Consider the following 23558-nt stretch of genomic DNA (forward strand, 5'->3'; position numbering starts at 1 on the left):
AGCCCGGCGTGCGCGCGGGCATGAAGCGCAGGTAGTCGGCCTGCTCGCCCATCTGCGTGATGAGCGCGATGCCGACCGTGAGCGCAGCACCGAACAGGTGCAAATTGAAACCCTGCGCACCGGACTTCGCCCCGCCGTAGTGCGTGATGTCCGCGAACGCACCAGGATCGCGCACGAGCACAAAGACGAAGGGCACCACCAGCATCAGCAGCCACAGCGGCTGCGTCCACAGCTGCAGGCGGCTGATCACCGACACCCCGTGCGTGACCAGCGGAATCACCACCAGCGCGCACACCAGGTAGCCCCACACCGGCGGAATGCCCAGCGCCAGTTCGAGCGCATAGGCCATCACCGCTGCCTCGAGCGCGAAGAAGATGAAGGTGAAGCTCGCGTAGATCAGCGAGGTGAGCGTGGAGCCGATGTAGCCGAAGCCCGCGCCGCGCGTGAGCAGGTCCATGTCGACGCCGTAGCGCGCCGCGTACACGCTGATCGGCAGCCCCGCCAGGAAGATGATGAGCCCGGTCACGAGGATCGCCCAGAAGGCGTTGGCGAAGCCGTACTGCACCAGCAGCGTGGCACCGACCGCCTCCAGCACCAGGAACGAGGCCGCCCCGAAGGCCGTGTTGGCCACCCGCCATTCGGACCATTTGCGAAAGCGCTGCGGCGTGTAGCGCAGGGCGTAGTCTTCGAGCGTTTCGCTCGCGACCCAGCTGTTGTAGTCGCGCCGCACCTTGACGATGCGCTGGGGCGCGTCGTCGGAAAGGAGGGGTGCGTCGGCCGTGTTCACACCTTTTCGGTGCAGCTTCCGTGCCACCGGGTACGGCATTTGGCGAACAGGGCACGACTGTTGCAAAGAGACAGGCTTGCCCATAATCACCGACCTCCCTTTCTCCCGCCACCCGACGAAGCCGCCGCCATGGAACTGACCCCGCGCGAAAAAGACAAGCTGCTGATCTTCACGGCAGCGCTGCTGGCCGAACGCCGCAAGGCGCGGGGGCTCAGGCTGAACTACCCGGAAGCCGTCGCGCTGATCACCGCCGCCGTGATGGAAGGCGCCCGCGACGGCAAGAGCGTCGCCGAGCTGATGAGCGAGGGCCGCACCGTGCTCACCCGCGCCGACGTGATGGACGGCATCGCCGAGATGATCCCCGACATCCAGGTCGAAGCCAGCTTTCCCGACGGCACCAAGCTCGTGACCGTCCACCAGCCGATCGTCTGAACCTCGCCCCCAAGAAGAAAGACTCCTCATGCGTTTTGCCAAGACCTCCGCCCTGCTCGCCACCCTCCTGCTGCCGCTGGCCGCCAGCGCCCACACCGGCGTCGACGGTGGCGTGCACCACGGCTTCGTCACGGGTTTCATGCACCCGCTGACCGGCGCCGATCACCTCGCGGCGATGGTCGCGGTCGGCCTGTGGAGCGCCCTCGTCGCGCGCCGCGCCTGGCCCGACCTGCTGTGGGCGCCGCTGGCCTTCGCGGGCATGCTGCTCGCGGGCGCGCTGGTCGGGCTGGCCGGCCTGCAGCTGCCGGCGGTCGAGCCGATGATCGCCGCCTCGCTGTTGGTGCTGGGCCTGCTGGTCGCCACGCGCGTGCACCTGCCGGCCGGCATCGCCGTGGCGGTCGTGGGCCTCTTTGCCGTCTTCCACGGCGTGGCGCACGGCCACGAACTCGCGGGCGAGCACGGCGCCGCCCTCACGCTGGCCGGCATGGTCAGCGCCACGCTGCTGCTGCACGCCGCCGGAATCGCGCTGGGCTGGGCGCTGCGCCATGCCAACGTCTGGCTGCCACGCCTTGCAGGCGCCGCTGTCGTCGGCCTCGGTGCCACGCTGCTGGCCCAGGCGATCTGAGGCGAGGCGCCCATGACGCCCGGCGAACTCCTCATCGACGACGGCGAGCACACGCTCAACCCCGGCCGCCGCGCGCTCACGCTGGTCGTGCGCAACACGGCCGACCGGCCGATCCAGGTCGGCTCGCACTACCACTTCGCCGAGACCAACGGCGCGCTCGACTTCGACCGCGACGCCGCGCGCGGCATGCGCCTGAACATCGCTTCGGGCGCCGCGGTGCGCTTCGAGCCGGGCCAGCAGCGCACGGTCGAGCTGGTCGACTTTTCCGGCGATCGCATCGTCTACGGCTTTCGCGGCCTCATCCAAGGGAAGCTCTGACACATGGCCACCATCGGGCGACGCGCCTATGCGGAAATCTTCGGCCCCACCGTGGGCGACCGGGTTCGCCTGGCTGACACCGAACTGCTGATCGAGGTCGAGGCCGACTACACGCTGCGTGCCGGCGGCTACGGCGAAGAGGTGAAGTTCGGCGGCGGCAAGACCATCCGCGACGGCATGGCGCAATCGCAGCGCACGCGCGCCCAAGGGGCGGTGGACACCGTGATGACCAACGCGTTGATCCTCGACCACTGGGGCATCGTGAAGGCTGACATCGGCCTGAAGGACGGCCGCATCGCCGCCATCGGCAAGGCCGGCAACCCCGACGTGCAACCGGGCGTGGACATCGTCATCGGCCCGGGCACCGAGATCATCAGCTGCGAAGGCACCATCGTCACCGCAGGCGGCATCGACAGCCACATCCACTTCATCTGCCCGCAGCAGATCGAGGAGGCGCTGTCCTCCGGCGTGACCACCATGCTCGGCGGCGGCACCGGCCCGGCCACCGGCACCTTCGCGACCACCGCCACGCCCGGCCCCTGGCACATCGAACGCATGCTGCAGGCGGCCGATGCCTTCCCGATGAACCTGGGCTTTCTCGGCAAGGGCAATGCAAGCCTGCCCGGTGCACTGCACGAGCAGATCGAGGCCGGCGTCATGGGCCTGAAGCTGCATGAAGACTGGGGCACCACGCCCTCGGCCATCAGCAACTGCATGGACGTGGCCGATGCCACCGACACGCAGGTGGCCATCCACAGCGACACGCTCAACGAATCGGGCTTCGTCGAGAACACCATCGCCGCCGTGGGCGGACGCGCCATCTGCGCCTTCCACACCGAGGGCGCGGGCGGCGGCCATGCGCCCGACATCCTGCGCGTGGTGGGCGAGGCGAACTTCCTGCCCTCGTCGACCAACCCGACGATGCCCTACACGGTGAACACGCTCGACGAGCACGTCGACATGCTCATGGTGTGCCACCACCTCGATGCCGGCATCGCCGAGGACCTGGCCTTTGCCGAGTCGCGCATCCGCAAGGAGACCATTGCCGCCGAAGACGTGCTGCACGACCTGGGCGCGATCAGCATGTTCAGCTCCGACAGCCAGGCCATGGGCCGCGTCGGCGAGGTCGTCATCCGCACCTGGCAGACCGCGCACAAGATGAAGCAGCAGCGCGGCGCGCTGCCCGAAGACAGCGAGCGCAACGACAACTTCCGCGCCCGGCGCTACATCGCCAAGTACACGATCAACCCGGCCATCGCGCACGGCATCGCGCACGAGGTGGGCTCGATTGAAGTCGGCAAGTGGGCCGACCTCGTGGTCTGGAAGCCGGCCTTCTTCGGCGTGAAGCCCTTCACCATCCTCAAGGGCGGCACCATCGCGATGGCCGCGATGGGCGACCCCAGCGCGTCGATCCCCACGCCGCAGCCGGTGCACTTCCGGCCGATGTTCGGCGCCTACGGCGGCTCGCTCGCGAAGAGCTCGCTGACCTTCGTCTCACAGGCCGGACTGGCCGCGGGCATCAAGGAACGCTACGGTTTGGCCAAGCACTTGAGCGCGGTGAAGAACATCCGCAACGTGCGCAAGCAGGACCTGATCCACAACGGCTACACGCCGAAGATGGAGATCGACGCGCAGACCTACGCGGTGCGCGCGGACGGCCACCTGCTGACCTGCGAGCCGGCGAAGGTGCTGCCGATGGCGCAGCGCTACTTCCTGTTCTGAAGGCTCAATCGGCTGGATGCCGCTGGTGCCAGTCGGTCGCCCGCTGGAACGCCCAGCCCGCGCGCACCAGCAGGTCTTCACCGAAGTGCGGGGCCACGAACTGGAAGGCCACCGGCACGCCAGCGTCGGTGGCGCCGCCCGGCAGCGTGAGCGTGGGGCTGCCCGTGAGGTCGAACGGGCAGGTGTAGCGCAGCATGCCTGCCAGCAGTTCCGGGTCCACGCCGAGTTGGCTGGCCCGCTCCAGCGTCGGCGCCGCGAAGGGAATGGCCGGAATCAGCAGCAGGTCGATCTGCCCGAAGAACGCACGCACGCGGCCCGTGAAATCGGCGCGACGCAGCAATAGCTTCTGGTAGTCGGTGGCGCTCTGCGAAAGCCCGAGGTCGATCAGCCCCGACAGGCCCGGCCCATACTCGGCCCGACGCGACGGGTACGTGGCCTCGTGCGCCACGGCGGTCTCGACCGCGCACAGCGGCGACCAGTCGATGATGGCCTGCGTCGTATCGGGAAACACCACCTCGCGCACCTCGGCGCCCAGCGATTCGACCGTGCGGATCGCCGCTGCCAGCGTGGCGCGCGTCGGGGCATCCACGCGATCCAGCGTCCAGCCGGGATCGATGCCGACGCGCAGGCCGGCCAGGCCGCGCGTCATCGTCGCGAGGTAGTCGGGCACCGGCAACGTGCTCGCCGTGGGGTCGTGCGGGTCGGCGCCGGCGATGGCCGCCAGCATCGCGCCCGCGTCGGCGGCGCTGCGTGTCATCGGGCCGATGTGATCAAGCGAGGCCGCGAGCTCGAAGGCGCCGTGGCGGCTGACACGGCCCCACGTCGGCTTCAGACCCGTGATGCCGTTGGCCGCCGACGGAAAGCGGATCGATCCGCCCGTGTCGGTGCCCAGCGCGCCGAAGCACAGGCCTGCAGCCGTGGCCACACCCGAGCCGCTGGACGACACGCCGGGCCACAACGTCGCATCCCACGGATTGACCGGCGACGCGATCTGCGGATGGTGGTCGGCAAAAGCGCCTTCGGTCTGCTGCAGCTTGCCCAGGATCACGGCGCCGGCCTCGCGCAGGCGGCGCACCACGGTCGCGTCCTCGGCGGGCCGGTGGTCGCGCAGGATCGTCATGCCGTGCGCGCTCGGCACACCCTCGGTCCACAGCAGATCCTTCACCGCCAGCGGCACGCCGTGCAGCGGCCCGCGCGCGCGGCCGGCGGCGATCTCCTGGTCGGAGCGGCGCGCGTCGTCGAGCGCCTGCTTGTCCATGCGCGTCGCGTAGCTGCGCAGCCGGCCGTCGACGGCGTCGATGCGCGCGAGCATCGCGCGCGTGACCTCTTCCGACGAGCGCTCGCGCGACTGGATCTGCCGGCCGACGTCCAGCAGTTCGAGATGATGCAATTCCTTGTCCGCCATGACTGACTCCCGGGGCGCCGCGCGCCCGCATGTGTAGGTTGAGAAAGAAGAAGACCCAAAGAAAAGCGGCAAGAGCTGCCACCCCGGGCGAACCTTATCGGCGCGGGGCGGCCCGCGCTGGTCTCTTCCGGACATGCACTTGTGCTGGGGCGGACACCCCGCGCATGGCGCTCAGCGCGTCTTCAGCAGCGTGTGCGGCGCGCAGCCGTAGGCCTTGCGGAAGGCACGGCTGAAGTGGGACAGGTCGGAAAACCCGTGCTGGAACGCGACGTCCGTCACGCTGTGCGCACGCCCGCCCACCAGCGCCTCGCGGCTGGCCTCAAGCCGTGCCTGCCAGACCGCGCCCATCGCCGTCTCGCCCTGGCGTGCGAACGCCCGTGCCACGGTGCGCGCCGAGACGTGGTGCGCCTGCGCCAGTGTGTCGAGCGAGAGCGCCGGGTCTTCCAGGTGACGTTCGATGTATGCCTTCATGCGCGCGTACAAGCCCTGCTCGGCGCCGGCGTCGCCAGCCGCGTCCTGCTGCAGTTCGAGCGTCACGGCCAGCAGGTCGATGAGCGCGCCACCGAAGCGTTCGGCGGCAGCGGAGTGCGGCTGCGCAAAGGCTGGGTTCGCCGTCTCGTGCAGCATCGCGTGCAGCGGCGCCGCGCCAGGACTGTCCGCCGTGATGGGGCGTGCGGTGAAGTCCTCGGCCTTCGCGAAGCGCCGCAGCAGCAGCCGGCGCGGCATGCGCGCCAGGTAGACCGAGCGCGCGTCCATCGTGCATTCGAACGGCCGGCCGGCGTCGTACAGCAGCATGTCGCCACTGCGCAGCCGCCCCTGCCGCCCGCCCTGCACGAAGGCGCCCTCGCCGTCCTGCAGGAAAGCCAGCCACAGGTCGTCCAGCGGGTGCTGGCGCAGATGGTGCGCGTCGCGCGACCAGTAGTGCAACGGCGCCGACATGCGGTTGACGCTGACCGAGCCCACGTCCCGCACGTCGAGCCGCCCTTCGAACGGCTCCGCCGTCATCGCACGGCTGGCTGCGGGAATGCAGTGGCGGCACACGACGTCGTGCCAATAGTCGAAACGCAACGCGGTGGCGACGTCGGTCGTCAGGTAGGCCAGGCTGTTCATGCGCGTGATGCTGGGGCCGATGGGGCGCGCAGGCAAGTCCTTGCGGGGCCCGGTATTTGCTACAGGAGGAAGAACCCTTACTGCACTGCAATGATCACGCCACTCCTCACCCGGGCTACGGGCGCCGCCTCAGCCGCCACGTGGCGCCAGATGCTCGCGAATCCACCCTGCGAGCGCGTCTTCGTCCAAGCCCCCTTCGGCGAGCTTCAGCGTGATAAGCACGCAGTCGTGGTCGGACGCAAGCAGCTCGAAGCCGTTGAGATCGAGGAACACTTCCATCGCGACGAAAGCGGTTCGCTTGTTGCCGTCCGTGAAGGGGTGGTTGCGCGCGATGCCGTAGGCGTAGGCTGCGGCGAGCGTGGCCGCGTCGGGCGATTCGTACAGCGCCCGGTTCTGCGGCCGGCCCATGGCCGAGGCCAGCAGCCCCTCATCGCGCACGCCGGCCGGACCGCCATGCTCGGCCAGCTGCTCCTCATGCACGGCATGGATCAACTGAAGGCTGAGCCAGACCCAGGCCTGGTTGGCCGCGCTCATTTCGCCAACTCGCGCAGCACGTTGCGCCGCTTCTTCATGACGCGGCGCGCCGCTTCCATCTGGCGCTCGAAGGCATCGTCGTACGGCGTCAGCGTGAAACCGCCGCCGGCGGCCTGCGTGAGGTACACCGTGTCGCCCTTGCCGACATTCATGCTCGCCAGCACTTCCTTGGGCAGGATGACGCCGACCGAATTGCCGATCTGGGTCAGTTTGAGTGCGGACATGACGGGCTCCCTTGGGCGAAAGTTATAACAGGCGTTATATTATTCCGCCTCATCTGGAGTCGCAACCCGCCATGCTCACCGCCAACAAACTCATGCCCCAGGGCCGCGGCCTCGCGCCCGTGCTGCTCAAGCGTGCCGCCACCATCGAACTCGACTGGGACGTGCGCCAGAAAAGCCGTTTCGACGCCACCGACTCGCAGGGCCGGCAGATCGGCATCTTCCTGCCGCGCGGCACTGCCGTGCGCGGCGGCGACGTGCTGGTTGCGGAAGACGGCTCGCTGGTGCGCGTGATCGCGGCGCCGCAGCCCGTGCTGCGCATCACGCACTGCACGGCCCACGGCACGCCCTTCGACCTGACGCGTGCGGCCTACCACCTGGGCAACCGGCATGTGCCGATCGAGCTGAAGCCCGATCACCTGAAGATCGAGCCCGACCATGTGCTGGCCGACATGCTGCGTTCGATGCACCTGATCGTCGTTGCGGTCGAGGAAGCCTTCGAGCCCGAAGGCGGCGCGTACGGCGCGCAAGGGCATTCGCACGGCGGCCATGGCCACAGTCACGACCATCATGGCCATGACCACGGGCATTCCCACGGCAGCGGCCCGAAGCCGCTCGTCCTCGCGCCTGAATTGCTCGATGACGGCCACGGCCACGGTCACTCGCACTGAAATGACCGACCGCCCTTCCCGTGCACTGGGCATCGGGTGCTTCCCGCAGCGAAATAAAGGAGGAGGGGCGAAGCCCCGGGGGACATTCGCGCAGGGAAGTACCCGGCGTCCTGTGCACGCGCCCTGAACACCAGCGCAAAAAGATGCCGCCCCCGCACAGCCTCCTCCAGCTCATCTGGCTCGCCTCCCCCGCCCTGCCGGTCGGCGGCTTCTCGTACTCCGAAGGCATCGAGGCCGCCGTCGAATGGACCGGCCTCGACTCCGAGGCCAACGCTGCCGAATGGCTCTCCGACCAGCTGCACCTGAGCTTCGCGCGAGGCGACCTCGCCCTCGCAGCCCAGGCCATCACCGCCTGGCGCGCAGGCGACGCACAGCGCATCCGCACCCTCAACGACTGGGTGCTGCACACGCGCGAATCCGCCGAGTTCCTCCTGCAGACCGAGCAGATGGGCCGCTCCTTCGTCGAGTGGCTGAAGCTGCACCACGCCGACACGGCCGAAGTCTTCGCCGGCCTGCCCGCGACCTACCCCGTGGCCTTCGCGTTCGCGGCCAGCCGCACCGGGGCCTCGGTGCACGACGGCTGCCTGGCCTTCGCCTTCGGCTGGGCCGAGAACATGGTCGCCGCCGCCGTCAAGGCCGTGCCGCTGGGACAGAGTGCAGGCCAGCGCATCCTCGCGCGGCTGGCGAACGAAATCCCTGCCGCCGTCGATCGGGCGATGCAACTGACAGACGACGAACGCCAGGCCTTCGCGCCCCTGCTGGCGGTGTTGTCGGCCCGCCATGAAACACAATATTCCCGCCTCTTCCGAAGCTGACCGAACCGGACCCTTCCGCCCATGACCTCCGCCCTGCACCACATCCCGAACCGCACCAAGAAGCTCCCGCCGCTGCGCGTGGGCATCGGCGGCCCCGTCGGCTCGGGCAAGACCACCTTGCTCGAAATGCTCTGCAAGGCGATGCGCGACAAGTACGACCTCGTCGCCATCACCAACGACATCTACACCAAGGAAGACCAGCGCCTGCTCACCGTGGCCGGCGCGCTGCCGGCCGAGCGCATCATGGGCGTGGAAACCGGCGGCTGCCCGCACACCGCGATCCGCGAAGACGCTTCGATCAACCTCGAGGCCATCGACCGCATGCTCGAAGACTTTCCCGACGCCGACGTGGTGTTCGTCGAGTCGGGCGGCGACAACCTCGCGGCCACCTTCAGCCCCGAGCTGTCGGACCTCACGATCTACGTGATCGACGTGGCGGCCGGCGAAAAAATCCCGCGCAAGGGCGGGCCCGGCATCACCAAGAGCGACCTGTTCGTCATCAACAAGACCGACCTCGCGCCCTATGTCGGCGCGAACCTCGACGTGATGGAACAGGACACCCAGCGCATGCGCCGCCAGCGCCCCTACGTGATGACCAACCTCAAGACGCTCACGGGCGTGGACGAGGTCATCGCCTTCATCGAGGAACGCGGCATGCTCGTGGCTTAGGCTCGCCCCCAGGCTCCGCGCACTTCGTGTCGCTTCTCCTTCCCCCTACCGGGGGCGACACCTGCAGCCCGGCAAAGCCGGTTCTGCGGTGTCTCACGACCGGACCGTTCGGGCTCAGGCCGGCTGCATCTGCCCGAACTTCCCGCTGCCGAAGTCCTTCATCGCCTGCACGATCTCGTCGCGCGTGTTCATCACGAACGGGCCGTGGCCGACGATGGGTTCGTCGATCGGCTCGCCGCTGAGCAGCAGCACCACCGCGTCGTTGTTGGCGTCCAGCGTCAGCGCATCGCCCGCGCGGTCGAGCAACACCATCTGCGCATCGCGCGCCACCTCTTCGCCGTTCACCTGCACCGTGCCGCGCAGCACCACGATGGCGGTGGCATGGCCTTCGGGCACCGGCAGCGTCACGCTCGCGCCCTTGTTCAGGCGCACGTCCCACACGTCGATCGGCGTGAAGGTGCGCGCCGGCCCCCGGTTGCCGAGGTAGTCGCCCGCGATCACGCGCACGCTGCCCGCGCCCTCGGGCAGCGGCACCGACGGAATCTGCGCATCGACGATGGCCTGGTAGCCCGGCGTGGCCATCTTGTCCTTCGCAGGCAGGTTGACCCACAACTGCACCATCTCCAGCTCGCCGCCGTCGCGCGTGAACGCTTCGGAATGGAACTCCTCGTGCAGGATGCCCGCGCCCGCGGTCATCCATTGCACGTCGCCGGGGCCGATGGTGCCGCCCTGCCCCGTCGAGTCGCGGTGCGAGACCTCGCCCTTGTAGACGATGGTCACGGTCTCGAAGCCGCGGTGCGGGTGCTGGCCCACGCCGCGCGGCCGTGCGGTCGGCGTGAACTGGGCGGGACCGGCGTAGTCCAGCAGCAGGAAGGGGCTGGCGTGGCGGCCCAGCGTGTCGTAGCTGAACAGCGAGCGCACAGGAAAGCCGTCGCCGACCCAGTGCGGGCGCGGGGCGCTGTAGGTGCCGAGGATCTTCTTCATGGGGTCTTTCCTTTCCATCTGGCGGCTCGCCCGATGCGGGAGAGCCATGGATCAAGGATGGGGCCGCAACGATGCTTTGAGTAGATGCCAGAATTCGGCCTCATCGTTCCATCTGGCGAACGATCAACCGCACGGAGGGCCTCCAGCCATGCGCGACCTGAACGATCTCTACTACTACGCCCAGGTGGTCGACCACGGCGGCTTCGCCCCGGCCGGCCGCGCGCTCAGCGTGCCCAAGTCGAGCCTGAGCCGGCGCATCGCGCTGCTCGAAGAGCGGCTGGGCGTGCGCCTCATCCAGCGCTCCACGCGCCGCTTCAGCGTCACCGACATCGGGCGCCAGTACTACGAGCATTGCGTGGCCATGCTGGTCGAGGCCGATGCCGCCCAGGAGGCCATCGACCGCCTGCAGGCCGACCCGCAGGGGCTGGTGCGGCTGTCGTGCCCGCCGGCGCTGGTGTACTACCAGGTGGCCGAGATGATCGCGAAGTTCATGACCGAGTGCCCGCGCGTCACGGTGCAGCTGGAGAGCACCAACCGCCGCGTCGACGTGATCCGCGAGGGCTTCGACCTCGCGCTGCGCGTGCGCTTTCCGCCGCTGGAAGACACCGACCTCGTGATGAAGGTGCTGGGCCACAGCACGCAGCGGCTGGTCGCCCACCCGCGCCTGCTCGAAGGCCTGACGGCGCCGGCCAGCCCCGCCGACATCGGCCTGCTGCCCAGCCTCGACCTCGGGCCGCCCCAACCGCACCACACCTGGTCGCTCGAAGGTCCCGACGGCGCGAGCGCCGAGGTGCGCCACCAGCCCCGGCTGGTGACCGACGACATGGCCGCGCTGCGGCACGCCGCCCTGCAGGGCGTGGGCGTGGCCAAGATGCCGACGATGATGGTGCGCGACGACCTGCAGGCTGGCCGCCTGGTCGACGCCCTGCCGCACTGGGCGCCGCGCAGCGGCATCGTGCATGCGGTGTTCCCGTCACGCCGCGGCCTGCTGCCGTCGGTGCGCAAGCTGGTCGACTTCCTGGCGGTGGAATACGAAGCGCTTGAAGCGCTGGAGCGCCCCGAAACACTGACGCTGCCGCCGGCGTCGGGGCCGACACCGACGTCAGTCGGCTGACCCTGCAAGCGCCGGCTCGTACAGCGGCAGGCGCAGCGTCAGACCCAGCACGCCGCCGTCGTCCGGCGCCGAATAGATGCGCCCGCCGTGTCGCCCTGCGATGCACTCGCACATGCGCGCACTGGCCTGCGAGGCGGCATCGATCGCATCGAAGAAACGCGCCAGCGGCGGCCGTTCGCCTTCTGCGTCGGGGTCGCGCCAATGAATGACCGCCTGCGTGCCTTCGACACGCGCAAGCACCTGCAGCGTCGCGCCCGCCGCCATCACGCGCGCGGCATGCGCGGCCACCTTGGCCAGCAGCTCGCGCAGCTCCGACGGAATGCCGAAGACGGGCACTGCCTCCTCGGGCAGATCGACATCGAGACGCAGCGCCGTGGCATCGCCAGGCTCGGCACCGAGCAAGGGCCGCAGGTCCTGCACCCGGCTGTCCGCCAGTTGCTGGTGCAGTTCGGTGCGCGCCTGCCGGGCCAGGCCACGGGCGTGCGCGGCCGCACGGGCATTGGCGACGAACAGCGTCGCCATCAGCGCCAGCACACCGGCCAGCCCGAGGCCGATGACCGTGGCAATGATCAAACCGAGGTGATTGCCATACATCGTCGACGGCGCCTCAGCGCGGTTCGGGGAAGGCCGGCCGCACGCAGCCGGGCCGTGCTTCGCATCGCGGCGGTGGTGGCGGCCCCTCGCCGCGAAACCCCGGCGGTGGCCCGGGCGGAAAAAGGGGCGGCGGCAGCACGATGCAGCCCGACAGGCCGAGCGCTGCCAGCACGCCTGCAAGGTGGTGAATTCGGATCATGTGAATCAACAGTGCGTGGCTTGTTCGATGGCATGAACCGTTCGCGTGCACCGGCGCTGCCGCCGCACGCGAACGGGGCCAATCAGAACGCGTGGCGGATGCCGAAGTCGTAGCCGGTCGACGAACGCGGCAGGCCCGTGTAGGTCGTGCCCGCGCTGCCGTAGCCCGTGGTGGCGGCAGCCGAGAGGCCGCCCGTGTAGTTCGCGTCGTTGCGGTTGTTCACGCGCGCGACCGTGGCATACAGCGCGGTGCGCTTGGACAGGTTGTGCACGTAGCCGATGGCCAGCTTCTGTGCGCGCGGGTCTTCGCCCGTCACGCCGGCCGCGCCTTCGTTGTAGCGAACCACCGAGTACGAAGCGCGGATCAGGCCCGAGCCCACCGGCACGGTCGCGCCGATCAGGTAGCCGTTGTAGCTGTCGTGCGTGTTGGTCAGCGCCGTGTCGAACTTGTTCTTCACGTTCGACAGCTCGCCGAACAGCTTCACCGGACCGAAGTCGTACGACGCGCCCAGGTTGATGGTCTGCACCTTCCGTTCCAGCGTGGTGGTGTCGACCGCGACGCTCTGGCCCATGGCCAGCGCCACATCCAGCGGCCCGTTGGCGTAGCCGAAGCGGCCACCGACGTAGCGGCCTGCCGTGCTGCTGCTGGCCGCCGTTGTCGAGGTCGCGTCGGTGCTGGCGTTCTCGTGCAGGCTGTATTGGAGCTGGCCGTAGAAGCCGCCCAGGTTCGGCGGCAGGAAGTAGCCGATCGCGTTGCTGGCGCGCGCGTAGTTGGCATTGTTGATGCCGGTGCCGCCGCTGACGGTGCTGATCACGTTGGTGCCCGATCCATTGGTGCCGAACGGGTCGAACACGGTGTCGTTCCAGAACGTGGCGGTGTAGTCGCGGCCCAGGCGCAGTTCACCGAAGCCGCCCGACAGGCTCACGGTGGAGCGACGGCTGAAGGTCGAGATGCCGGTGGCGCCATCGTCGTTGGTGATGGGCGCTTCGAGCCAGAAGCTCGCCGCCAGGCCGCCGCCGAGGTCTTCGGTGCCGCGAAAGCCGATCCGGCTGGAGTTGTAGCCAGAGTTGCTCAGGCTGGTCTTGCTTTGCTTGACCGACGCGCCGGTGACCGCGTCGCGCGAGGTGCTCGACTGGTAGGTCACACCGGCATCGACGACGCCGAACAAGGTGACGGACGATTGGGCAGAAGCCAGGCCGGTGACGGCCAGCGCGGCGAGTGCCGTGAGGGATTTCTTCATTCAGGTTTCTCCGGGGTTTGCAGCTGCTCTTCATCGAGCCGCTGACCGGATGGTCCTTTTCAAAATTGGAGGAATCTGGTGCACACCACCACACGACCGTCGAGTGTTGTTTTGCACTCACGCCGGCAAGCGTCCGGCAGGCGGTGCGGGGCGGGCGACCCCACTGTGCCGGCCGCTTCGCGGCTGCCCTGCGGTGCTCGCGTTTCGCGGGGTCTCGCAGAACTCGCTTCGCTCAAACAGCTGCGAGCCCTGATCCGCGAAACGCTGTGCGCCTCGGCGGCACAGAGGGGCCGCCCGCGCCGCACCGCCTGCCGGACGCGTTCTCATCACCGCCAGAGCGCACGTACCAAAAGTCTCCCAAAAGCCCGGCAATGCTCAGGCTTCCGAAGGAGTCACCACATGACCATTGCTCTGCAGCAAAGCGCGGTCGCCGCGTCGCTCGGTGTGCAGCAACTCGCCACCGCATTCAGCCCTGCCTTTTCCCACCTGCGCATTCTTCGCAACCTCATCATCCCGATGCCTTCCGGCTGCGCCGTGCCCACCGCGCGCATCGACGCCGTGATCGTGTGCGAGACCGGCGTGTACCTGTTCGAGATCAAGGCCTGGCGCAACGCGTTCGTCTATCGCAAGAAATCCGACGAGGCACCGCCGCGCTGGTTCCTGCGGCTGCATGGCTGCACGCGGGCGCGTGAAGTGAAAGACCCCGCCTGGCAAGGCGGCCGCAAGACCACGCAGCTGCGCAGCCTGCTGCCCGACGACCTGCGCCTGCAGTACTTCGTGCTGCTGCCTTGCGAAGGCGTGGAGCTGGAAGGCGTGATGCCCGCCGCCGTCATCACGCAGCAGGACCTGCCCTACATCGCGCGCCTGGTGCGCAACAACGGCCGCACCGCGCGCACCTACCCGCTGCTCGATGCGCACGCCGTCGATCGCACCGTGCAACGCCTGCTCGACATCCAGGGCGACCTGTCGCTGGAGACGCATGCGCAGAACTGCCGCGCACGCACCGAGCGGCCGGCGATGTCGGTGTCCTGGCCCGCCGTCAACGCCATGGGCCTGCAGTAACGACTGCTCACCACTCGGCCCCGCGGGTGGGAGGGCGTCCCACATTCCTCCGACATTGGCGAAGACCATGCGGCGATGATCCCTCCCAAGTCTTTCGCAGCCCTTGCCGCGCTGTGCCTCGCGATGGCGGCCTGCCCCGCACGGGCCGCCGACCCGTTCACCGTGCAGGACATCCGCCTCGAAGGCCTGCAGCGCGTCGAGCCCGGCACCGTGTTCGCAACCCTCGGCCTCAAGGCCGGCGACACCTACAGCAACGAGCGCGGCAGCGCCGCCATCCGCGCGCTGTTCGACCTCGGCCTCTTCAAGGACGTGCGCATCGACATCAACGGCCAGGTGCTCGTTGTCATCGTCGAGGAGCGCCCCACCGTCGCCGATGTCGACTTCGCCGGCACCAAGGAATTCGACAAGGCCGCGTTGCAGAAGGCGCTGCGCGATATCGGCCTGGCCGAAGGCCGCCCTTTCGACAAGGCACTGGCCGACCGCGCCGAGCAGGAACTCAAGCGCCAGTACATCGGCCGCAGCCTCTACAACGCACAGGTCGTCACCACCGTCACGCCGCTGGAGCGCAACCGCGTCAACCTCACGTTCAGCGTGACCGAAGGCGAGCCCGCGCGCATCACGCGCGTGCGCGTGGTCGGCCAGCAGGCCTTCGACGAACGCACCCTGCTCGACCTGTTCGACCAGGACAGCGGCGGCTGGCTGGCCTGGTACACCAAGTCGAACCAGTACGCGCGCAGCAAGTTCGACGCCGACCTGGAAACGCTGCGCTCGTTCTACCTGACGCGCGGCTACCTGGAGTTCCGCATCGAATCGACGCAGGTCGCGATCTCGCCCGACCGGCAGACGCTCGAGATCACCGTGAACATCAACGAAGGCGAGAAGTTCGCCGTGGCCGGCGTGAAGCTCGCGGGCAACTACCTGGGCCGCGAGGACGAGTTCAAGTCGCTCGTCACCGTGCGCCCCGGCGCGCCCTACAACGGCGAGGACGTGGCGGCCACCACCAAGGCCTTCGCCGACCACTTCGGTACCTTCGGCTACGCCTTCGCGCGCGTGAAGGCCGAGCCCGAGATCGACCGCGCCCAACGCCGCGTCGTGATGGTGCTCAACGCAGAGCCCGGACGCCGCGCCTATGTGCGGCGCCTGAACATCGGCGGCAACGCACGCACGCGCGACGAGGTCATCCGCCGCGAGTTCCGCCAGTACGAAGGCGCCTGGTACGACGGCACGAAGATCAAGCTCTCGCGCGACCGCGTCGACCGCCTCGGCTTCTTCACCGACGTGAACGTCGAGACCGCCGAAGTGCCCGGCAGCAATGACCAGGTCGACCTGAACGTCACCGTGGCCGAGAAGCCCACCGGCTCGCTGCAGCTCGGCGCGGGCTACTCGTCGACCGACAAGGTCTCGCTGAGCTTCGGCATCACGCAGGAGAACGTGTTCGGCTCGGGCAACTACCTGGGGTTGCAGGTCAACACCAGTTCGTACAACCGCTCGGTGTCGCTCACGGCCACCGACCCGTACTTCACGGCGGGCGGCATCTCGCGCACCTTCAACCTCTTTCACACCACCACGCGCCCCTACTACGAGGCCGACGGCAACTACAAGCTCGCCAGCGACGGCGGCTCCGTGCGCTTCGGGCTGCCGGTGGACGAACTGGACACGGTGTACCTGGGCATCGGCGTGGAGCGCTATGCGTTCACGCCCGGCACCAACGGCTCGTACACGCTGGTCAACGGCTCGTACGTCTACACCGCCACGCCGCAGGCCTACCTCGACTACTTCCAGTGCACCGGCACCGCACCGAGCGTGGTGTGCGCGGGCCGCAACGTGGTGGGCATTCCGGCGACGGTGGGCTGGTCGCGCGACGACCGCGACAGCGCGCTGGTGCCCACGCGCGGGCGGCTGCAAAGCGCCAATCTCGAGCTGGGCGTGGGCAGCGAGCTGCGCTACCTGAAGACCAACTACCAATACCAGCAGTACGTGCCGCTCTCGAAGCAGTACACGCTTGCCTTCAACGGCCAGCTCGGCTATGCGAAGGCGCTGGGCAGCAGCAGCTTCCCGATCTTCAAGAACTTCTACGCGGGCGGGCTCGGCTCGATCCGCGGCTTCGAGCAGAACTCGCTGGGCCCGACCGACGCGGTCACCGGCGGTTCGCTCGGCGGCACGCGCAAGGCGATCTTCAACATGGAGCTGACCACGCCCTTCCCCGGCGCGGGCAACGACAAGTCGCTGCGCCTGTACACCTTCTTCGATGCGGGCAATGTGTTCGCCGAGCGCTCCGCCAGCATGACCGACGCGCAGTGGAAGGCGCAGAACCGCCTGCGCGCCTCGGCCGGGCTGGGCATCAGCTGGATCTCGCCGCTGGGCCCGCTGCGCCTGGCGTATGCCGTGCCGATCGTCTACCAGAAGGAGGACACGGCCAACGGCATCGCCGCCGACCGCACGCAGCGCTTCCAGTTCCAGATCGGTACGTCCTTCTGAACCGGCACGCCAGACCATGAGCCGCATCCTGCTGGTGGAAGACGGACGCGACATCGCATCGCTGCTGCTGGACCCGCTGCACCGCGCGGGCCACGAGGTCGAGCAACTCGGCGACGGCGCCGCCGCGCTCGACCGCATCCTGCATGCACCTCACGCGCCGCCTGCGCTCACCCTGCTCGACATTGTGCTGCCGCGTATCGACGGACTGCAGGTGATCGAACAGGTGCGTTCGCGCAGCGACCATCCGATCATCGTGCTGACGGCACGCGCGCACGAGGCCGACCGGCTGCGCGGGCTCGACCTGGGCGCCGACGACTATGTCTGCAAGCCCTTCTCGCCGCGCGAGGTGGTGGCGCGCGTGCACACGGTGCTGCGCCGGCATGCGCAACGCGACCTCAGCGTGGGCATGGCCTCTTCAGCCGTGGCCTTCGACAGCGCGATGGGCGAGGCCTGGCTGGAAGGCCGCGCGCTGGTGCTCACGCGCCGCGAGCTGCTGTTGCTGCGCGCGCTCTCGCGCGAACCGGGCCGGGTGTTCACGCGCGCGAAGCTGCTCGAAGTCGCCTTCTCCGAAGCGCTCGACGTGAACGAGCGCGCGGTCGACGGGCACATCAAGAACCTGCGGCGCAAGCTCGCGGCCGTGTCGCCCACACACGGCTGGATCCGCTCGGTCTACGGCGTGGGGTTCAGCTTCTCGGAGCGGCCGGCCTGAAGGCCGGCCGGGCCTTGCACGCGCCGTGTCCGCGTGGCGTGCGGCTTTCGTTGCCGCTGCTTTGCATGATCGGCGCCAGCGTCGCCAGGCGCGAATGGCGCACCTCGGCCTGCCGTGCTTCTGCGCAGGCGCCGCGCGCCGCGATGCCGATGCCCAGCGCCAGGCTGCAGAACGCCAGACAGCCCGCGCAGGTGTGCGCCAGCGCGCGCACCGCGGCCCGCGGCGTTGCGCGCCCATCACCGGGGACGACAGGCAGGAGCGACATGTGCAACAAGGCTCAGCCTTCCGTGCGCGGCGGCACGAGCGCGCGGATGCGGGCGACGCCTTCGGGCGTGCGCGGACGCATCGGCCTGAAGGCGCCGAAACCTCCCGCTGGCGCCGGCCCCGTGCCGGGCTGCGGCGGGCGTTCGGTCACCGGGCGCGCGGCGGGGTCGACCACCAGCGTGAGCAGTGCGACATAGCGCCGGCCTTCCTCGCGCACCGCGCCCAGCACCGTGTCGCCGGCCCGCAGCGCGATGCCGTCGGCGCTGTTGAGCGTGTCGCGCAGCCGCGCGCGCTGGTAGCTGGAGACCTGCGTGTAGAGGAACTCGCTCAGCGCATCGGGCAGGAAGAACTGCGTCGTGAGCACGGCGCGCCCCCGGTGGTGCACCTTGACGTGGATGTGGGTCGTGCGCCCCGCGTACCAGCCCGGGTAAAGCGTGGCGAACGCCACCTGCCCGTCGCGGTCGGTGCGCTGGCTGCCGCGCAGGAAGGTCTGGCCTTCGAAGCTGCGCGTGCGGTCGTCGCCCTGGCCGCCGAAGCCGGAGTAGCTGCCCTGCGCGTCGCAATGCCACAGGTCGGTGCGCAGGCCGCGCAGCGGCCGCCCGGTGGCATCGCGCACGCGCAGGCGGACATCGAGCGGCACGCCGTCGCGGCCTTCGCTCAGGTCGGTGCGGAAGTTCGCGAGGTCCAGGTAGTACGGCCCCTCGGTGGTCTGGGCGGTCAGCGGGAGCTTCTGCGGCGCGGCGGCCACCGCCGCTGGCGCGGACGCGGACAGGCCCGCCGCACCGATCGCGGCCAGCAGGCCCCGGCGCCCGATCGCTTCATTGGCCATGCACGGCCTCCCGCGTCTTCGCCGATGCCTGAACGCCGGAGGCCCGCGCCTCGGCCCAGACCACGAGCAGCGTCCACACATGCGCGACGACCCAGAACAGCGCTGCCAGCAGGAACAGCAGCAGGTCGGTGTCCGCGTCGGCCGGGGGCATCGCAGCCGGCGCCGCCTGCCCGGGCGGGGCCCAGGCGAGCGCGGCGACGGCCAGCGCGCGGAGGGCAAGGGTTGGGGGGAAGCGGTGCGTGTCCGGTGTCATGGCACGCATCGTGCGATCCGAATCGGGAGAAATGTGGGAGGGGCTCACCGGGAGCATGGAAAGGCGCCTCTCCCAGATTCCTCCCCAATCCCAAGCCATGATCGACGGCTTGCCTATGACGTCCCTGTCCCCGAAACGCATGCCGCAGAATGCGGCCATGCCTCCGCCGCCGAGCCCATGCCGCGCCTGACACTCTCCCGCAAGATCTTCCTGGCGCTGGCCGCCCTGCTGATCGTGCTGCTGCTCAGCTTCGTGGGCTTCTCGATCGTCGCGCTGCAGCGCGGCCTGGGCGCCTACGTGGCCGAGATCGAGATCCGTCGCATGGACTGGCTCTCGCAGCTCCTGCTGAAGCACTACGTCGCCAACGGCGACTGGAAGAAGCTGCAGGACAACGAGGACGCCTGGCACCGCCTGCAGATGGGCCAGATGGCGCTGGTCGTCGATGGCGCCACCACACCCGACGAGCGCCGGCTGCCGCCCTGGTACGAGCGCCGCGCACCGGACAACGGGTCTGCGCCGCCAGAGCTGCCGCCTGCAGCCTCCCCGTCCCCCACCTCGTCGCTGTCGCCCTCGCCACAGGTCGACCTGTTGCCGCGCCGCTTCGGGATGCCGCCTCCGCCGTGGTTCTTTCCTGATCCACGCGGCGCGCCCGATTCCATCTACCGCCGCCTCGCCGTGCTCGATGCGCAGGGCGCGCTGGTGGTCGGTGCCACGCTCGACCAGGCCACCGCCGCGCGCCTGCCGATCCGGCGTGGCCGATCCGTCGTCGGCTACCTCGCGCTGGCGCCGGTGCAGGGCCTCGAAAGCGAGGCCGACCGCGCCTTCCTCGCGCAGCAGTCGGGCGTGATCGCGCTCACGGGTTTGTGCGGCCTGGCCTTCGCGCTGGCGCTGTCGTGGCTGCTGGCGCGGCGCTGGTTCCAGCCGATCGACGCGCTCACGCAGGCCGCGCAGGACGTGGCGCGCGGGCGGCTCTCGACCCGCGTCGCGGTCCACGGCTCGGACGAACTCGCGCTGCTGGGCAAGACCTTCAACGACATGGCCCAGCGCCTGGACACGGCCGAGGCCTCGCGCCGCGCCTGGCTGGCCGACGCGGCGCACGAACTGCGCACGCCGCTGGCGGCCATGCGCGCGGAGATCGAGGCACTGCAGGACGGCGTGCGCACCTTCGACGAACGCACGGCCCTGCGCATGCACCGGCAGGTGATCCGCCTCGGCCAGCTGGTCGACGACCTGCGCAGCAGCATGCGCGAGCCCCAAAGCGATCTGCTGAAGGCCCCGGTGTATCCGCTGTCGCTGCTGAAGGAAGCGCTCGACCACACGCGCGACCGCTTCGCCCAGCGCGGCATCGCGGTCGAGCGACACGCCCTCGATCGCGTCGCCGCGTCGGCGAAGCCCGTCATCGACGGCGACGCGCACCGGCTGCACCAGGTCTTCATGAACCTGCTGGAGAACACGCTGGCCTACACCGACGCCGGCGGCGAGCTGCGCATCGACGCCACCGTCGAAGGCGCCTGGAGCGGCAACTGCCTGAAGCTGCAATTCGACGATAGCGCCCCCGGTGTGACCGAGGACGAGCTGCCGCGCCTCTTCGACCGACTGTTCCGCAGCGAGGCCTCGCGCAGCCGCGCACTGGGCGGCTCGGGGCTGGGCCTGTCGATCTGCCGCGCCACCGTCGAAGCGCACGGCGGCACCATCGAGGCCGCAGCCTCGCCGCTGGGCGGGCTGCGCATGACGATCACCCTTCCACTGGCGGCCTCCACATGACACGCATCGTGATCGTCGAGGACGAACTGGACATCGCCTCCGTGGTGCAGGACTACCTGCGCCACGCAGGCTACGACACCGAACATTTCGCCGACGGACAGAGCGCACTCGAACGCATCGTCGCCGCGCCGCCCGACCTGACGCTGCTGGACATCATGCTGCCGCGCCTGGACGGCATCGAGGTGCTGCGCCGTGCGCGCGAGCACACGGCGCACCCGATCATCATGCTCACCGCGCGCATCGAGGAGGTCGACCGCCTGCTCGGCCTGGAACTGGGCGCCGACGACTACGTGTGCAAGCCCTTTTCGCCGCGCGAGCTGGTGGCGCGCGTGCGCGCGGTGCTGCGCCGCACGGCCCCGCCAACGCTGCCCTCCGCCCCCGACGACGCGCCGGGCCTCGTGCTCGACGACGTGCACTGGCGCGCGTCGCTCGCCGGCACGCCGCTCAACCTCACGCGCCGCGAGTTCGGGCTGCTGCAGGTGCTGTCGCGGCACCCGGGCCGCATCTTCTCGCGCGCCCGCCTGCTCGAGCTGGCCTACGACGACACGGTGGACGTGACCGAGCGCGCCATCGACAGCCACGTGAAGAACCTGCGCCGCAAGCTCGGCGCGGTCACACCGGCCTATGACTGGATTCGCTCCGTGTACGGCGTCGGCTTCGCGTGGGAAGCACCGGCCGACGCGGGGCGCTGAGCGCGCCCCGCTCTCGCCCTGCGACTGACTCTTACTGCTTACTGGTACGCCGCCAGCTCCTGCTTGGCGATCGCGTTGCGGTGCACCTCGTCGGGGCCATCGGCCACGCGCAAGTGGCGCTCGTAGGCGTAGAAGTGCGTGAGCAGCGTGTCCTGGCTCAGGCCCATCGCGCCGAAGGCCTGCATGGCCCAGTCGATCACCTTCACGCAGTTGTTGGGCGTGAGCACCTTGATCATCGCGATCTCCTTGGCGGCGACCTTGTTGCCCACGGTGTCCATGCGGTAGGCGGCGTTGAGCACCATCCAGCGCGACTGCTCGATGAGCATGCGCGACTCGGCAATGCGCTCGCGCCACACGCCCTGCTCCGACAGCGGCTTGTGGAAAGCCGTGCGCGACACGAGGCGCTGGCACATCATCTCCAGCGCCGACTCGGCCATGCCGATGGCGCGCATGCAGTGGTGGATGCGGCCCGGGCCGAGACGGCCCTGCGCAATCTCGAAGCCGCGGCCTTCGCCGAGCAGGATGTTCTCGACCGGCACGCGCACGTTGTCGAACACGATCTCGGGGTGACCGAAGGGCGGGTCGTACATGCCCAGCAGCTGCATGTCGCGCACGATGGTCACGCCCGGCGTGTTCTTCGGCACGAGGATCATCGACTGCTGCTTGTGGCGATCGGCGTTGTCGGGATCGGTCTTGCCCATGAGCACGAAGATCTCGCAGCGCTCGTGCATCGCGCCGGTGATGTACCACTTGCGCCCGTTGATGACGTACTCGTTGCCCTCGCGGCGGATGCTGCAGCGGATGTTGGTGGCGTCACTCGACGCGACCTCGGGCTCGGTCATCGCGAACGAGGAACGGATCTCACCCGCGAGCAGCGGCGTGAGCCAGCGCTCCTGCTGCGCCTTGGTGCCGTAGCGCGCCAGCACTTCCATGTTGCCGGTGTCGGGCGCGGAGCAGTTGAAGATTTCCGCGCACCAGTAGCGCCGGCCCATGATCTCGCACAGCGGCGCGTACTCGACATTGCTCAGGCCCGGGCCGTGTTCCGATTCGGGCAGGAACAGGTTCCACAGGCCGCGCTCGCGCGCCTTGGCCTTGAGGCCGGCCATCATCGGCAGCTCGGCATAGGGCCGGCCGGCGCGCGCGTTGGCGGCCAGTTCTTCCTCGCGGCGCTTCTCGTTCGGATAGACGAACTCGTCCATGAACTTGAGCAACTCGTCGCGCAGCGCGACCACCCGGGGTGTGAATTCGAAATGCATCGTCTCGTCCTTGTTCCAATGTGCAATGGACGATACGTGGCGATGCGTTGCCGCGCGGTCGTTCGCGCGACAGCCGGCGCGCGCAAAGCCGCTGTGCTGTCGCGCAGGTGCCTGCCTGCACCGGATCAGCGCGGTTCAGCGCGGCGTGGGCATCGCGCGCGCGAGCGTGGCCAGCGCCGCGATCACCTTCTCGACCGACTGCGCCGCGCGCGCATCCTTCAGCGCACCTTCGCCGTCGAAGGCCTCGTTCGCGCGACCGAGCGCGAACTGCTGCGGCACCACGAGCATCGCGAAGGCCATCTGCAGGTACTGGCGCAGGAAGTTCATCGAGCGCAGCGCACCCAGCGGCCCGGGCGAAGCGGAGAGCAGCGCGGCCGGCTTGTTGGCCGTGGCGGCGAGGCCACCCGCCTGGCCGTCGCCAGGCGGAATGCGCGAGAGCCAGTCGAAGGCGTTGATGACCAGCGGTGTCGGAAAGCCGTTGTACTCGGGCGTGACGATCAGCACGCCGTCGCTCGTTGCAATGGCTTGCCGCAGCTCGTGCGCGCCGGCCGGCACGCCCGAGGCTGCCTCGAGGTCGCCGTCGTACACGGGCAGCGCCAGCGCACGCAGGTCCATCTCCGTCACCTGCAGGCCTGCCGCGCGCGCCGTGGCGGCGGCAACGGCGGCCAGCCGGCGATTGAGCGAGCCGTCGCGGGCGCTGCCGGGAATGATCAGGATGCGGGGACTGTCCATGCGAGGCTCCTTGCCGTGCGTTGAAAAAGGGGAACGCCGCGCCGCACGCGAAGGGCGTGCGGCGCGGCGTGCGTCAGTG

26 protein-coding genes are annotated in these 23558 nt (G+C 69.3%); 13 read left to right on the forward strand and 13 right to left on the reverse strand.

The window, feature by feature from the left end; translation table 11 throughout:
- Window positions 1-802, reverse strand: an 802-nt coding sequence (locus D3H34_RS27735; protein WP_434057715.1) for a purine-cytosine permease family protein, incomplete at its 3' end; no start/stop codon positions are given.
- Between the two features lie 114 nt (window positions 803-916).
- On the opposite strand from D3H34_RS27735, the gene D3H34_RS27740 reads away from it, so the two are divergent.
- Genes D3H34_RS27740 through ureC form a run of 4 tightly spaced genes read left to right on the forward strand, consistent with a single transcriptional unit; the run spans window position 917 to window position 3884 of the window.
- Window positions 917-1219 carry an urease subunit gamma gene (locus D3H34_RS27740; protein WP_119557777.1) on the forward strand — a complete coding sequence of 101 codons (303 nt, stop codon included), beginning with the start codon at window positions 917-919 and terminating at the stop codon, window positions 1217-1219.
- Between the two features lie 28 nt (window positions 1220-1247).
- Window positions 1248-1844, forward strand: coding sequence for a HupE/UreJ family protein (locus tag D3H34_RS27745; RefSeq protein ID WP_119557778.1), 597 nt, complete (start codon window positions 1248-1250; stop codon window positions 1842-1844).
- Between the two features lie 12 nt (window positions 1845-1856).
- Complete coding sequence (locus D3H34_RS27750; RefSeq protein WP_119557779.1) at window positions 1857-2162, forward strand: urease subunit beta; 306 nt, start codon at window positions 1857-1859, stop codon at window positions 2160-2162.
- Between the two features lie 3 nt (window positions 2163-2165).
- The gene (ureC, locus tag D3H34_RS27755) at window positions 2166-3884 is read left to right on the forward strand and encodes an urease subunit alpha (protein ID WP_119557780.1); all 1719 of its coding nucleotides are present in this window, start codon (window positions 2166-2168) and stop codon (window positions 3882-3884) included.
- Between the two features lie 4 nt (window positions 3885-3888).
- Here the strand turns inward: ureC and D3H34_RS27760 are convergent, their stop codons facing one another.
- From D3H34_RS27760 to D3H34_RS27775, 4 genes are all read right to left on the reverse strand, one after another.
- Complete coding sequence (locus D3H34_RS27760; RefSeq protein WP_119557781.1) at window positions 3889-5289, reverse strand: amidase; 1401 nt, start codon at window positions 5287-5289, stop codon at window positions 3889-3891.
- Window positions 5290-5460: 171 nt separating this feature from the next.
- Window positions 5461-6399, reverse strand: a complete 939-nt coding sequence (locus D3H34_RS27765) for an AraC-like ligand-binding domain-containing protein (RefSeq protein ID WP_119557814.1) — start codon at window positions 6397-6399, stop codon at window positions 5461-5463.
- A gap of 129 nt (window positions 6400-6528) precedes the next feature.
- Window positions 6529-6933: a type II toxin-antitoxin system death-on-curing family toxin gene (locus tag D3H34_RS27770; RefSeq protein WP_119557782.1), complete on the reverse strand. Its 405-nt coding sequence runs from the start codon at window positions 6931-6933 to the stop codon at window positions 6529-6531.
- A complete protein-coding gene (locus D3H34_RS27775) occupies window positions 6930-7157 on the reverse strand; it encodes an AbrB/MazE/SpoVT family DNA-binding domain-containing protein (protein ID WP_119557783.1) in 228 nt (75 codons plus the stop codon). The genes D3H34_RS27770 and D3H34_RS27775 overlap by 4 nt, the downstream gene beginning before the upstream one ends.
- 71 nt (window positions 7158-7228) lie before the next feature.
- On the opposite strand from D3H34_RS27775, the gene ureE reads away from it, so the two are divergent.
- The 3 genes from ureE to ureG all read left to right on the forward strand — a co-directional run bounded on the left by ureE (window position 7229) and on the right by ureG (window position 9309).
- Window positions 7229-7825: an urease accessory protein UreE gene (ureE, locus tag D3H34_RS27780; RefSeq protein WP_119557784.1), complete on the forward strand. Its 597-nt coding sequence runs from the start codon at window positions 7229-7231 to the stop codon at window positions 7823-7825.
- Between the two features lie 143 nt (window positions 7826-7968).
- Window positions 7969-8640 (forward strand): urease accessory protein UreF, encoded by a 672-nt coding sequence (locus tag D3H34_RS27785; RefSeq protein ID WP_119557785.1) that lies wholly within the window; start codon window positions 7969-7971, stop codon window positions 8638-8640.
- A gap of 21 nt (window positions 8641-8661) precedes the next feature.
- Window positions 8662-9309: an urease accessory protein UreG gene (ureG, locus tag D3H34_RS27790; RefSeq protein ID WP_119557786.1), complete on the forward strand. Its 648-nt coding sequence runs from the start codon at window positions 8662-8664 to the stop codon at window positions 9307-9309.
- A 114-nt stretch (window positions 9310-9423) separates the two neighbouring features.
- Here ureG and D3H34_RS27795 read toward each other — a convergent pair whose 3' ends face one another.
- The gene (locus D3H34_RS27795) at window positions 9424-10293 is read right to left on the reverse strand and encodes a pirin family protein (RefSeq protein ID WP_119557787.1); all 870 of its coding nucleotides are present in this window, start codon (window positions 10291-10293) and stop codon (window positions 9424-9426) included.
- A 148-nt stretch (window positions 10294-10441) separates the two neighbouring features.
- Between D3H34_RS27795 and D3H34_RS27800 the strand changes: the two genes are divergently transcribed.
- The gene (locus D3H34_RS27800; RefSeq protein WP_119557788.1) at window positions 10442-11407 is read left to right on the forward strand and encodes a LysR family transcriptional regulator; all 966 of its coding nucleotides are present in this window, start codon (window positions 10442-10444) and stop codon (window positions 11405-11407) included.
- Here the strand turns inward: D3H34_RS27800 and D3H34_RS27805 are convergent.
- Both D3H34_RS27805 and D3H34_RS27815 read right to left on the reverse strand, forming a co-directional pair.
- Complete coding sequence (locus D3H34_RS27805) at window positions 11396-12001, reverse strand: sensor histidine kinase (RefSeq protein WP_119557789.1); 606 nt, start codon at window positions 11999-12001, stop codon at window positions 11396-11398. The genes D3H34_RS27800 and D3H34_RS27805 overlap by 12 nt on opposite strands.
- A 281-nt stretch (window positions 12002-12282) precedes the next feature.
- On the reverse strand, window positions 12283-13440 hold the full coding sequence (locus D3H34_RS27815) for a porin (protein WP_119557791.1): 1158 nt from the start codon (window positions 13438-13440) through the stop codon (window positions 12283-12285).
- A 399-nt stretch (window positions 13441-13839) separates the two neighbouring features.
- On the opposite strand from D3H34_RS27815, the gene D3H34_RS27820 reads away from it, so the two are divergent.
- From D3H34_RS27820 to D3H34_RS27830, 3 genes are all read left to right on the forward strand, one after another.
- On the forward strand, window positions 13840-14502 hold the full coding sequence (locus tag D3H34_RS27820; protein WP_119557792.1) for a nuclease-related domain-containing protein: 663 nt from the start codon (window positions 13840-13842) through the stop codon (window positions 14500-14502).
- A gap of 75 nt (window positions 14503-14577) precedes the next feature.
- Window positions 14578-16980, forward strand: coding sequence for an outer membrane protein assembly factor BamA (bamA, locus tag D3H34_RS27825; RefSeq protein ID WP_119557793.1), 2403 nt, complete (start codon window positions 14578-14580; stop codon window positions 16978-16980).
- Window positions 16981-16996: 16 nt separating this feature from the next.
- A complete protein-coding gene (locus D3H34_RS27830) occupies window positions 16997-17689 on the forward strand; it encodes a response regulator (RefSeq protein WP_119557794.1) in 693 nt (230 codons plus the stop codon).
- On the opposite strand, the gene D3H34_RS27835 is transcribed toward D3H34_RS27830, so the two are convergent.
- The 3 genes from D3H34_RS27835 to D3H34_RS27845 are packed head-to-tail and all read right to left on the reverse strand — an operon-like array spanning window position 17664 to window position 19035.
- Window positions 17664-17954, reverse strand: a complete 291-nt coding sequence (locus D3H34_RS27835) for a hypothetical protein (RefSeq protein ID WP_119557795.1) — start codon at window positions 17952-17954, stop codon at window positions 17664-17666. The genes D3H34_RS27830 and D3H34_RS27835 overlap by 26 nt on opposite strands.
- A 12-nt stretch (window positions 17955-17966) precedes the next feature.
- Window positions 17967-18782, reverse strand: a complete 816-nt coding sequence (locus D3H34_RS27840; RefSeq protein WP_119557796.1) for an intradiol ring-cleavage dioxygenase — start codon at window positions 18780-18782, stop codon at window positions 17967-17969.
- Window positions 18772-19035, reverse strand: a complete 264-nt coding sequence (locus D3H34_RS27845) for a hypothetical protein (RefSeq protein ID WP_286186333.1) — start codon at window positions 19033-19035, stop codon at window positions 18772-18774. The genes D3H34_RS27840 and D3H34_RS27845 overlap by 11 nt, the downstream gene beginning before the upstream one ends.
- A gap of 177 nt (window positions 19036-19212) precedes the next feature.
- Here D3H34_RS27845 and D3H34_RS27850 point away from each other — a divergent pair, with 177 nt between their 5' ends.
- Together D3H34_RS27850 and D3H34_RS27855 are read left to right on the forward strand one after the other, a co-directional pair.
- Complete coding sequence (locus D3H34_RS27850; protein WP_119557797.1) at window positions 19213-20799, forward strand: ATP-binding protein; 1587 nt, start codon at window positions 19213-19215, stop codon at window positions 20797-20799.
- Window positions 20796-21491: a response regulator gene (locus D3H34_RS27855; protein ID WP_119557798.1), complete on the forward strand. Its 696-nt coding sequence runs from the start codon at window positions 20796-20798 to the stop codon at window positions 21489-21491. Before D3H34_RS27850 ends, D3H34_RS27855 begins: the two co-directional genes overlap by 4 nt.
- 38 nt (window positions 21492-21529) lie before the next feature.
- Here D3H34_RS27855 and D3H34_RS27860 read toward each other — a convergent pair whose 3' ends face one another.
- Window positions 21530-22747, reverse strand: a complete 1218-nt coding sequence (locus tag D3H34_RS27860; protein ID WP_119557799.1) for an acyl-CoA dehydrogenase family protein — start codon at window positions 22745-22747, stop codon at window positions 21530-21532.
- 135 nt (window positions 22748-22882) lie between these two features.
- Window positions 22883-23479, reverse strand: coding sequence for an NADPH-dependent FMN reductase (locus D3H34_RS27865; RefSeq protein ID WP_119557800.1), 597 nt, complete (start codon window positions 23477-23479; stop codon window positions 22883-22885).
- Window positions 23480-23558: the final 79 nt, after the last annotated feature.

The organism is Acidovorax cavernicola, assembly GCF_003581445.1.

Excerpts from the sequence above, each read along its gene's own strand:
- D3H34_RS27740 (WP_119557777.1), top strand. The coding sequence starts at position 917 with ATGGAACTGACCCCGCGCGAAAAAGACAAGCTGCTGATCTTCACGGCA.
- D3H34_RS27745 (WP_119557778.1), top strand. The coding sequence starts at position 1,248 with ATGCGTTTTGCCAAGACCTCCGCCCTGCTCGCCACCCTCCTGCTGCCG.
- D3H34_RS27750 (WP_119557779.1), top strand. The coding sequence starts at position 1,857 with ATGACGCCCGGCGAACTCCTCATCGACGACGGCGAGCACACGCTCAAC.
- ureC (WP_119557780.1), top strand. The coding sequence starts at position 2,166 with ATGGCCACCATCGGGCGACGCGCCTATGCGGAAATCTTCGGCCCCACC.
- D3H34_RS27760 (WP_119557781.1), bottom strand. The coding sequence starts at position 5,289 with ATGGCGGACAAGGAATTGCATCATCTCGAACTGCTGGACGTCGGCCGG.
- D3H34_RS27765 (WP_119557814.1), bottom strand. The coding sequence starts at position 6,399 with ATGAACAGCCTGGCCTACCTGACGACCGACGTCGCCACCGCGTTGCGT.
- D3H34_RS27770 (WP_119557782.1), bottom strand. The coding sequence starts at position 6,933 with ATGAGCGCGGCCAACCAGGCCTGGGTCTGGCTCAGCCTTCAGTTGATC.
- D3H34_RS27775 (WP_119557783.1), bottom strand. The coding sequence starts at position 7,157 with ATGTCCGCACTCAAACTGACCCAGATCGGCAATTCGGTCGGCGTCATC.
- ureE (WP_119557784.1), top strand. The coding sequence starts at position 7,229 with ATGCTCACCGCCAACAAACTCATGCCCCAGGGCCGCGGCCTCGCGCCC.
- D3H34_RS27785 (WP_119557785.1), top strand. The coding sequence starts at position 7,969 with ATGCCGCCCCCGCACAGCCTCCTCCAGCTCATCTGGCTCGCCTCCCCC.
- ureG (WP_119557786.1), top strand. The coding sequence starts at position 8,662 with ATGACCTCCGCCCTGCACCACATCCCGAACCGCACCAAGAAGCTCCCG.
- D3H34_RS27795 (WP_119557787.1), bottom strand. The coding sequence starts at position 10,293 with ATGAAGAAGATCCTCGGCACCTACAGCGCCCCGCGCCCGCACTGGGTC.
- D3H34_RS27800 (WP_119557788.1), top strand. The coding sequence starts at position 10,442 with ATGCGCGACCTGAACGATCTCTACTACTACGCCCAGGTGGTCGACCAC.
- D3H34_RS27805 (WP_119557789.1), bottom strand. The coding sequence starts at position 12,001 with ATGTATGGCAATCACCTCGGTTTGATCATTGCCACGGTCATCGGCCTC.
- D3H34_RS27815 (WP_119557791.1), bottom strand. The coding sequence starts at position 13,440 with ATGAAGAAATCCCTCACGGCACTCGCCGCGCTGGCCGTCACCGGCCTG.
- D3H34_RS27820 (WP_119557792.1), top strand. The coding sequence starts at position 13,840 with ATGACCATTGCTCTGCAGCAAAGCGCGGTCGCCGCGTCGCTCGGTGTG.
- bamA (WP_119557793.1), top strand. The coding sequence starts at position 14,578 with ATGATCCCTCCCAAGTCTTTCGCAGCCCTTGCCGCGCTGTGCCTCGCG.
- D3H34_RS27830 (WP_119557794.1), top strand. The coding sequence starts at position 16,997 with ATGAGCCGCATCCTGCTGGTGGAAGACGGACGCGACATCGCATCGCTG.
- D3H34_RS27835 (WP_119557795.1), bottom strand. The coding sequence starts at position 17,954 with ATGTCGCTCCTGCCTGTCGTCCCCGGTGATGGGCGCGCAACGCCGCGG.
- D3H34_RS27840 (WP_119557796.1), bottom strand. The coding sequence starts at position 18,782 with ATGGCCAATGAAGCGATCGGGCGCCGGGGCCTGCTGGCCGCGATCGGT.
- D3H34_RS27845 (WP_286186333.1), bottom strand. The coding sequence starts at position 19,035 with ATGACACCGGACACGCACCGCTTCCCCCCAACCCTTGCCCTCCGCGCG.
- D3H34_RS27850 (WP_119557797.1), top strand. The coding sequence starts at position 19,213 with ATGCCGCGCCTGACACTCTCCCGCAAGATCTTCCTGGCGCTGGCCGCC.
- D3H34_RS27855 (WP_119557798.1), top strand. The coding sequence starts at position 20,796 with ATGACACGCATCGTGATCGTCGAGGACGAACTGGACATCGCCTCCGTG.
- D3H34_RS27860 (WP_119557799.1), bottom strand. The coding sequence starts at position 22,747 with ATGCATTTCGAATTCACACCCCGGGTGGTCGCGCTGCGCGACGAGTTG.
- D3H34_RS27865 (WP_119557800.1), bottom strand. The coding sequence starts at position 23,479 with ATGGACAGTCCCCGCATCCTGATCATTCCCGGCAGCGCCCGCGACGGC.